Consider the following 7220-nt stretch of genomic DNA (forward strand, 5'->3'; position numbering starts at 1 on the left):
CTTATCACTTCTACAGTACTACCTCACCCTGAGGATTTTCGTCAAATAATTAGCGTGATTGAAACGCCTTTGTTTTTGAAGCGGCAAAGATACGCTTAAATTCCCGACAAAAATTCAGGAACTCATTGTTTTTTTGAAGTTTATTTTATTCTGAAAGATAATCGATGAGTTGACGAATCGCTTTTCCTCTATGACCGATCTCGTTCTTTTGTGACTGACTCATTTCTGCGAATGTTTCTGAAGCGCCGTCCGGTTGAAACACTGGATCGTATCCAAAACCTTCCTCGCCTTTTTTTTCCGAAGTAATTGTTCCGTCACATACCCCTAAGAAAAGGACATCGTCTGTTTTATAGGTAAGGGCAATGGCTGTTTTAAATCGCGCTTTCCTATTAGATTTTCCGGCGAGTCGCGTTAATAACTTCGCGATATTGGCTTCTGCATTATTATCGGGTCCGGCGTATCTGGCACTGTACACGCCCGGTTCGTTGTTCAAGGCTTCTACTTCCAGCCCTGTGTCATCTGCAAAACAATCGAAATCGTAGCGCTCTTTAATATAATTCGCTTTAAGCACCGCATTCCCTTCGATGGTTTTAGCGGTTTCGGCGATTTCTTCAAAGCAGCCTATATCGGTCAAGCTCAAAAGTTCAATATGAGCAGGCATGAGCGATTTTACCTCCTTGAATTTGTTTTTATTATGCGTAGCAAATACAAGTTTCATGAATCATCTATTTGGTGGAATGTAATGCTACCCTATTGCCTTCTGTATCGATGAACACACCCATGTAACCATGCTCTTCGGAAATCATTGTCTTTTCTTGGTAGATTTTTCCTCCGGCAGCTTCTATGCGGTCCAATTCGTTTTGCACGTCTTCCGAAGCAAAATAGACCAATGTTCCTTCTTTACTGGGTATGTAACTTTCCTGCTGTATTAAGCTCCCGGTTGCGCCTATGGCTTCTCCGGCATTTGGGAACCACCCCATAACTATACCATTGAAATCCACGACCTGAATCTCGATCTCAAAAACAGTCTCATAAAATTTCTTTGCGCGTTCCATGTTCGATACTGCGATCTCGAACCAAACTACCATATTCTGTTTCATCCTATTTTGTTATTAAGTATTATTTATTCTCTAGTTCAACCTTTAATTGTGCAAGTCCGTCATCAAAATCTTTTCCTACGGCTTTATCCATATTAAAAAATAGCATCATTGCATTGGTTGGTACTTTGTGTACGCCGTAAAAACCCCAAGTGACTTGCGTGGTGTTTTTATCTATCGGTTCTACGATCAACAGTCCGTTACTAACACTTTTAAAAGGCCGTAAGAAACGGATTTGAGTTTCCATTTCTTTATTTTCTTCAATACGGATAATTTCCTGTTCGCCCGCCCCTACGTGTTTATGGTCACTATCCCATTTTGAGACAAATCCAACAGTGCCGTCAGTGCCCGTGAAGGTCTGTTTCATATTGGGGTCTTTCCGTTTCCAGGGAGACCAATGATCTTGGTTCTTCACATACTTGAGATAATTAAAAACCTCGTCTATAGGTTTATTAATCACAATCGATCGACGCACATCGTATGTTTTTGGAGCGGCGAGAATTAATAGCACTACGACTACAATTAGCACTATAAATACGTAGAGAAGCATCATCATAATAGGGAGTATAATTGGTTAGACACGTACTAAGTTACAATTTTTTAGTCGCATAATAACGGTCAATGATATCGTTCGAGCTTTTAATGGTATTCTTGGCCCAAGTCATTTTGATTTCGTTCTTCTCAGCTTCAGTAAGCCCCCAAGATATCGGCGTTTGCTTCAGTTTGGTCACTACATGCTGTAAGATAATGGCGGCAGACACAGATATATTCAAGCTTTCAGTAAAGCCATACATGGGTATTTTTAGAAATACATCCGCTTCCTCTAGAACGAAATCGCTCAAACCTTCACTTTCCTTTCCGAAGAAAAAAGCACTTTTAGGAGAAACATCGAAATCGTGTAAATGGGTAACATCGTGATGCGGTGTCGTGGCTACAATTTGATAACCTTGGTTGCGTAAGGTCTTGATACTCTCTTTGATCGAATCGTAGCGATGCAGCTGCACCCATTTTTGTGCTCCCATAGCAATTTCCTTATCGATGCGTTTACTAGTCAATTCTTCGACCACATGGAGGTCCTGAATTCCGAATACTTCACAACTACGCATTACTGCACTGGTGTTGTGCAATTGGTATACATCCTCGGTAGCCACTGTGAAGTGACGGGTACGCTGCGCTAATACCTTCTCGAAAAGATGGCGTCTGCGCTCGGTGAGAAATGATTCTAAATATGCTAACAATTGTAAATCCACAAGAAATTGGTAATTTTATGAGCCTTGGAATCTAGGCCGTTTTAGACTAGCGAAGATATAAAAATAGTAAGAATGAAAATTGCAGTATTAACCGGAGCCGGTGTTAGCGCCGAAAGCGGGTTGAAGACATTTAGAGATAGTAACGGACTTTGGGAAGGTCACGATGTGATGCAGGTCGCCTCTCCGGAAGGCTTTGCTCGAAACCCCGAATTAGTTCTTGATTTTTATAACCAACGTCGAAGACAGCTACTTGAAGTAAGCCCAAACGACGCACACATAGCTATTGCCGATCTAGAAAAGAACCATGAAGTGGTGGTCATTACACAAAATGTGGATGACCTTCATGAACGTGCAGGAAGCAGCCATGTAATTCATTTGCACGGTGAACTTCTAAAAGTGCGCAGTACCTTCGATGAGTCTTTAGTGTTAGATTGGCGCGATGACCTCAATCTAGGTGATTTTTGTGAACACAACCACCAGCTGCGACCTCATATCGTGTGGTTTGGAGAAATGGTTCCCATGATGGAAGTAGCAACCCAAGAAGTATCGAATGCCGATGCAGTATTGGTGGTTGGGACGTCTATGCAAGTGTATCCGGCTGCCGGCTTGATTCAATACGCACCCGATGAGGCTAGCTTGTACTTTGTAGATCCTAACCCGTCTATCGCTGCTTCAAATCGAATGACTGTATTTGCAGAGAACGCCACCAGTGGTGTACCCAAAGTGGTCGATCTCTTAACCTCAGAATAATGGCTTCGGAAACATTACTAGAGAAATTACAGTACACGAAGGCCTACCGTAAGACGCGGTTAGATGTAGCGCATTGGGTATTAGATCATCCTGAAACCTTTTCAGAATTATTGAACTATTGTTATAAGACTGAAGCTGATATTTCCTACAAAGCAACTTGGATCTTAGAATTTGTTTGTGCTGAAAAACTCGACTTGTTATATCCATACTTAGACAAATTCTTTGAGAATCTTCCCAAGATTTCGCGAGATCAAGCGTTGCGGCCATTAGCCAAAATTTGTGAAATGATGGCCGTTCACTATTACAAGGAAAAGGATGAGGAAATACTAAAACAACTTACTAAAGAACACAAACAAACCATGGTTAGTTGCTGCTTCGACTGGTTGATCACCGATCAAAAAGTGGCGTGTAAGGTATATGCTATGCAATGCTTGTATTATCTGGGGACCGAATTTGGATGGATCCATCCCGAACTTAAAGCCATCATTAATGAGAACATTCATAGTGGAAGTCCGGCGTATCGAGCCAGAGGGCGATTTATTCTAAAAAAATTAAACCGTTAATTCACCAAATTGTACAATTGAAAACTGTGTGCAAATCCGTATCTTTGCAGCTTCAAAAATAAAGATATGGCATCGCAAGCATTACGAGCAATTTCACCCATAGACGGAAGGTACGCAGGCAAGACAAAGGCATTAATCCCTTTTTTTTCTGAAGAAGCCCTTATTCGTTACCGGGTTCAAGTAGAGATCGAATATTTTATAGCATTGGCCGAATTACCATTGCCTCAGCTTAAAGATTTTGACACCTCCCTATTTCCGAAGTTACGCAATCTTTATACCGATTTTTCGACTCAAGATGCAATGCGTGTAAAGGATACCGAAAAAGTTACCAATCACGATGTGAAAGCCGTAGAGTATTTTATTAAGGATGCTTTCGATTCACTTGGAATTGAACAATACAAAGAGTTTATTCACTTCGGACTTACCTCTCAGGACATTAACAATACAGCAATTCCACTGTCCTTAAAGGAAGCTATCAACGATGTGTACCTGCCTGAATTTTTTGAAGTAAAGAACAAATTATCGGCATTGGCAACCGAGTGGAGCGAAGTGTCTATGCTAGCACGAACACACGGTCAGCCCGCATCCCCCACACGTTTAGGCAAAGAGATCGAGGTATATGTGAAGCGACTTGACGAACAATTAGATCTGTTGAACAACATTAAGAGTGCCGCAAAATTTGGCGGTGCGACCGGAAATTACAACGCTCATAAAGTCGCTTATCCAAATGTTGACTGGAAGAGTTTTGGAACACATTTCGTACAAGAAATCCTAGGACTGCACCATTCCTTCCCTACCACACAAATTGAACATTACGACCATATGGCTGCCTTGTTCGATTGTTTAAAACGTATTAATACCATTATTACCGATCTTGACAGAGATATTTGGACCTATGTTTCTATGGATTACTTTAAGCAGAAGATCAAAAAAGGAGAAGTAGGTTCATCGGCCATGCCACATAAGGTAAATCCGATAGACTTTGAAAATAGTGAAGGGAACTTAGGAATTGCCAATGCGTTATTTGAGCATCTTTCGGCAAAATTGCCAATTAGCAGATTGCAACGTGACCTTACCGACAGTACCGTACTGCGGAATATTGGCGTACCAATTGGCCATACACTTATTGCTTTTCAATCGACACTAAAAGGATTGAACAAGTTGTTATTGAACGAAGCTAAATTCAAGGAAGATCTAGAAAACAATTGGGCTGTAGTTGCCGAAGCGATACAGACCATCTTGAGAAGAGAAGGTTACGCTAACCCTTATGAGGCCTTAAAAGGACTCACTCGTACTAATGAGACTATTAATCAGCAATCGATCGCAACTTTTATCGACACTTTAGAAGTTTCCGAAGCAGTAAAAGAAGAGATGCGGGTAATTACGCCTTCCAATTACACCGGAATATAAGATCGTAACATACAAAATGAAAAAAGGCTTCGATATCGAAGCCTTTTTTATGTGTTATAAATAAATCTACTCAATTTCGATATCCATGGTATCGCCAAACATTTTACCAATACCGCTTAGTTTATTAAGGTCAAGGTCTCCACTTTCCAACGAATTAACCAATTTCAACATTTGATCGGGACGCATGTCGTCGCTTAGCAACCTAAAGACGGCGAATCCTTTTTCATCGTCACTCGCAAAAACGATCACCTCATCGATCGCGGTTTCTTCGCCCATATACTTTAAGGTGATGTTCATATTATCACGGGTCATGGTAGACAAGGTCTTATATTCTTCGGAAGCTATAATTGTTTTTACGCTTTGCTTTTCCGTTTCGTAGTCGGCCTGCTTCCCGGTTTTTAAAGGGTAAGCCACCACATTTATCTTCTTCACGGTTCCTAGAATATCTTTTTGTTCTTCGGAAAGGTTGTTCCCTTCGGTCTCAAGCAAACTAGTGGCGAGGTCTACCTTTAAGAAATTATCGTCATCCTGCTTGTCTACTAAGTATCGTTGCAATGAAGGCTCACTGTTACAGCTAATCAATGTTAGCAGTACAAGGCCTAATCCGGGTAAATATTTTAAAAGTCCCATGCTTATTGTTTTTTGTTCTCTATGTTCTTCAATTCTTGGCTACCCGGCACATTGAGATCTTGTGTAAGTTTAGAAATCTTCTTCAAATCGATATTTCCGGTAATGCTCATGATAACGGTCATACTTTTACCATCAACTTCACCGTCGAGGTGCATTAACAGTTCGCTTACAAAATTCTCGTTCTTTCCTTCCTTTGAATAGAATTTAATATTCTTTCCGTCATCTTTTACGCGCATCAACTCTGCCAATCCGGTCGAATTTGACACATAACTTGCAACGGCCTTATTCATTCGTTCGGCAACGATAGAATTATCGGTCGTATACACTTTAATATTATCTAGGTTGTTCACCAACTCCATGTACTCTCGAACTTCAGGATCATCAGATTCTAAGTCGATCTTGCTCAATAATTTGAACATATTCTTGGTTACGACTACCGAGGTAACGTCTTTCTCACCTTCAAAAGAGTCGAAGGCATTCTGGCTGGTAACCATTAGAGGTGCCAACACTAGGGCGATTATAATTGCTATTTTTTTCATAGTTATTTGTGTTAAGGGTTATTTTAAAATTTTGTTTTTAGATTCTGAAAATTGATCGATGAATGCCAGTTCTTCGGCGCCTTCATTAAAACTTTTTGAAAGCAACATCATGGCTTCTCTAGATTGCTCGAAAGCTGCAATAGCTTCTTTTTCTTCTTGGGTTAAACTGGGTTGAGAGAACATAAAGCCTGCGACACCAATGGCGACCACCAACATTGCAGCCACACTATACCACCATGGTTTAATCCTTGACCTGGTTGATGGAAGTGCAATTTCTTTCGACGCTACTTCGTTAGCTGCTTTTTCAAACCCAAGAAACATTGGTTTATAGGGTTGTAAATGCGGAGCCACCTTATTACTTAAAAAGTAGGCGCGAATTTCGGCTTCGTGGTCAAGGGAGGAGTTCCCTTCAAAATACAGTTCCAATAAGGCTTCTATCTTAGTTGATTCCATAATTATATTTCTTTATTAACTGTTCTCTTACTTTTTTTCTAGCTCTTGAAAGCGCCACACGTACCGCCGTTTCATTGCTTTCGAGCATCTCTGCAATCTCTTCGTATTCAAACTGCTCTACATCTCGTAATTGCAAAATGATCTTTTGTTGTTCCGGCAGACTTTCCATGATCTCAAAGACCAGTGAAACTCCGTCGTTCGTTTCTATTTTTTTCTCTAAACTTTCGCTATGTTCATAATTGCTATGAACAATTTTCAAGTTTGAAGCTTGTTTCGACTTTAATCGATCCAGACAATAGTTCTTGGTCATGGTCATTGCAAAGGCTTCCGGATTTTTATAACTTCCTATTTTTTGCTTTCCTTTCCACAATTTCAAGTACACTTCTTGCACGGCGTCTTCCGCTTCATCCGAAGACACGAGGATCCTGCGGGCAAGTCGGTACAACTTATCCTTAAACGGCAACACGGTTGCTATAAATTCCTCTCGTTTCATTTTTGTTGGTTAGAGAACATGGATATTATCCCGTT

The 7220-nt window shown here is 40.7% G+C and carries 11 protein-coding genes; 3 read left to right on the forward strand and 8 right to left on the reverse strand.

Translation table 11 applies throughout. The features are described 5' to 3' along the window. Positions 1 to 145: 145 nt before the first annotated feature. From DWA30_RS00420 to DWA30_RS00435, 4 genes are read right to left on the reverse strand one after another with little or no spacing between them, the layout of a single operon-like run. A complete protein-coding gene (locus DWA30_RS00420; RefSeq protein WP_114490576.1) occupies positions 146 to 718 on the reverse strand; it encodes a non-canonical purine NTP diphosphatase in 573 nt (190 codons plus the stop codon). A gap of 7 nt (positions 719 to 725) precedes the next feature. Next, positions 726 to 1100, reverse strand: coding sequence for a VOC family protein (locus DWA30_RS00425; RefSeq protein ID WP_168421704.1), 375 nt, complete (start codon positions 1098 to 1100; stop codon positions 726 to 728). A 19-nt stretch (positions 1101 to 1119) separates the two neighbouring features. Continuing rightward, the gene (locus tag DWA30_RS00430) at positions 1120 to 1653 is read right to left on the reverse strand and encodes an SRPBCC family protein (protein WP_245933829.1); all 534 of its coding nucleotides are present in this window, start codon (positions 1651 to 1653) and stop codon (positions 1120 to 1122) included. Positions 1654 to 1687: 34 nt separating this feature from the next. Further along, a complete protein-coding gene (locus DWA30_RS00435; protein WP_114490577.1) occupies positions 1688 to 2347 on the reverse strand; it encodes a TrmH family RNA methyltransferase in 660 nt (219 codons plus the stop codon). Between the two features lie 72 nt (positions 2348 to 2419). Between DWA30_RS00435 and DWA30_RS00440 the strand changes: the two genes are divergently transcribed. The 3 genes from DWA30_RS00440 to purB all read left to right on the forward strand — a co-directional run bounded on the left by DWA30_RS00440 (position 2420) and on the right by purB (position 5070). Then, positions 2420 to 3097, forward strand: coding sequence for an SIR2 family NAD-dependent protein deacylase (locus DWA30_RS00440; protein WP_114490578.1), 678 nt, complete (start codon positions 2420 to 2422; stop codon positions 3095 to 3097). Beyond that, the gene (locus tag DWA30_RS00445) at positions 3097 to 3660 is read left to right on the forward strand and encodes a HEAT-like fold family protein (protein ID WP_114490579.1); all 564 of its coding nucleotides are present in this window, start codon (positions 3097 to 3099) and stop codon (positions 3658 to 3660) included. Before DWA30_RS00440 ends, DWA30_RS00445 begins: the two co-directional genes overlap by 1 nt. Before the next feature lie 66 nt (positions 3661 to 3726). Further along, positions 3727 to 5070 carry an adenylosuccinate lyase gene (gene purB / locus DWA30_RS00450; protein ID WP_114490580.1) on the forward strand — a complete coding sequence of 448 codons (1344 nt, stop codon included), beginning with the start codon at positions 3727 to 3729 and terminating at the stop codon, positions 5068 to 5070. Between the two features lie 66 nt (positions 5071 to 5136). Here the strand turns inward: purB and DWA30_RS00455 are convergent, their stop codons facing one another. Genes DWA30_RS00455 through DWA30_RS00470 form a run of 4 tightly spaced genes read right to left on the reverse strand, consistent with a single transcriptional unit; the run spans position 5137 to position 7185 of the window. Next, positions 5137 to 5700, reverse strand: coding sequence for a GFO_1091 family lipoprotein (locus tag DWA30_RS00455; protein ID WP_114490581.1), 564 nt, complete (start codon positions 5698 to 5700; stop codon positions 5137 to 5139). Positions 5701 to 5702: 2 nt separating this feature from the next. Further along, the gene (locus tag DWA30_RS00460; protein ID WP_114490582.1) at positions 5703 to 6239 is read right to left on the reverse strand and encodes a GFO_1090 family protein; all 537 of its coding nucleotides are present in this window, start codon (positions 6237 to 6239) and stop codon (positions 5703 to 5705) included. An 18-nt stretch (positions 6240 to 6257) separates the two neighbouring features. After that, positions 6258 to 6692: a PG0215 family putative anti-sigma factor gene (locus tag DWA30_RS00465; RefSeq protein WP_114490583.1), complete on the reverse strand. Its 435-nt coding sequence runs from the start codon at positions 6690 to 6692 to the stop codon at positions 6258 to 6260. Beyond that, the gene (locus tag DWA30_RS00470) at positions 6679 to 7185 is read right to left on the reverse strand and encodes a GFO_1088 family ECF-type sigma factor (protein ID WP_114490584.1); all 507 of its coding nucleotides are present in this window, start codon (positions 7183 to 7185) and stop codon (positions 6679 to 6681) included. Before DWA30_RS00470 ends, DWA30_RS00465 begins: the two co-directional genes overlap by 14 nt. Positions 7186 to 7220 lie beyond the last annotated feature (35 nt).

The organism is Candidatus Ulvibacter alkanivorans, from assembly GCF_003333325.1.
GTDB lineage: Bacteria > Bacteroidota > Bacteroidia > Flavobacteriales > Flavobacteriaceae > Ulvibacter_A > Ulvibacter_A alkanivorans.

Bases quoted from the DNA above. Each gene is read 5' to 3' on its own strand.
- DWA30_RS00420 (WP_114490576.1), bottom strand. From the start codon at position 718: ATGAAACTTGTATTTGCTACGCATAATAAAAACAAATTCAAGGAGGTA.
- DWA30_RS00465 (WP_114490583.1), bottom strand. From the start codon at position 6,692: ATGGAATCAACTAAGATAGAAGCCTTATTGGAACTGTATTTTGAAGGG.
- DWA30_RS00430 (WP_245933829.1), bottom strand. From the start codon at position 1,653: ATGATGATGCTTCTCTACGTATTTATAGTGCTAATTGTAGTCGTAGTG.
- DWA30_RS00440 (WP_114490578.1), top strand. From the start codon at position 2,420: ATGAAAATTGCAGTATTAACCGGAGCCGGTGTTAGCGCCGAAAGCGGG.
- DWA30_RS00445 (WP_114490579.1), top strand. From the start codon at position 3,097: ATGGCTTCGGAAACATTACTAGAGAAATTACAGTACACGAAGGCCTAC.
- DWA30_RS00460 (WP_114490582.1), bottom strand. From the start codon at position 6,239: ATGAAAAAAATAGCAATTATAATCGCCCTAGTGTTGGCACCTCTAATG.
- purB (WP_114490580.1), top strand. From the start codon at position 3,727: ATGGCATCGCAAGCATTACGAGCAATTTCACCCATAGACGGAAGGTAC.
- DWA30_RS00470 (WP_114490584.1), bottom strand. From the start codon at position 7,185: ATGAAACGAGAGGAATTTATAGCAACCGTGTTGCCGTTTAAGGATAAG.
- DWA30_RS00425 (WP_168421704.1), bottom strand. From the start codon at position 1,100: ATGAAACAGAATATGGTAGTTTGGTTCGAGATCGCAGTATCGAACATG.
- DWA30_RS00455 (WP_114490581.1), bottom strand. From the start codon at position 5,700: ATGGGACTTTTAAAATATTTACCCGGATTAGGCCTTGTACTGCTAACA.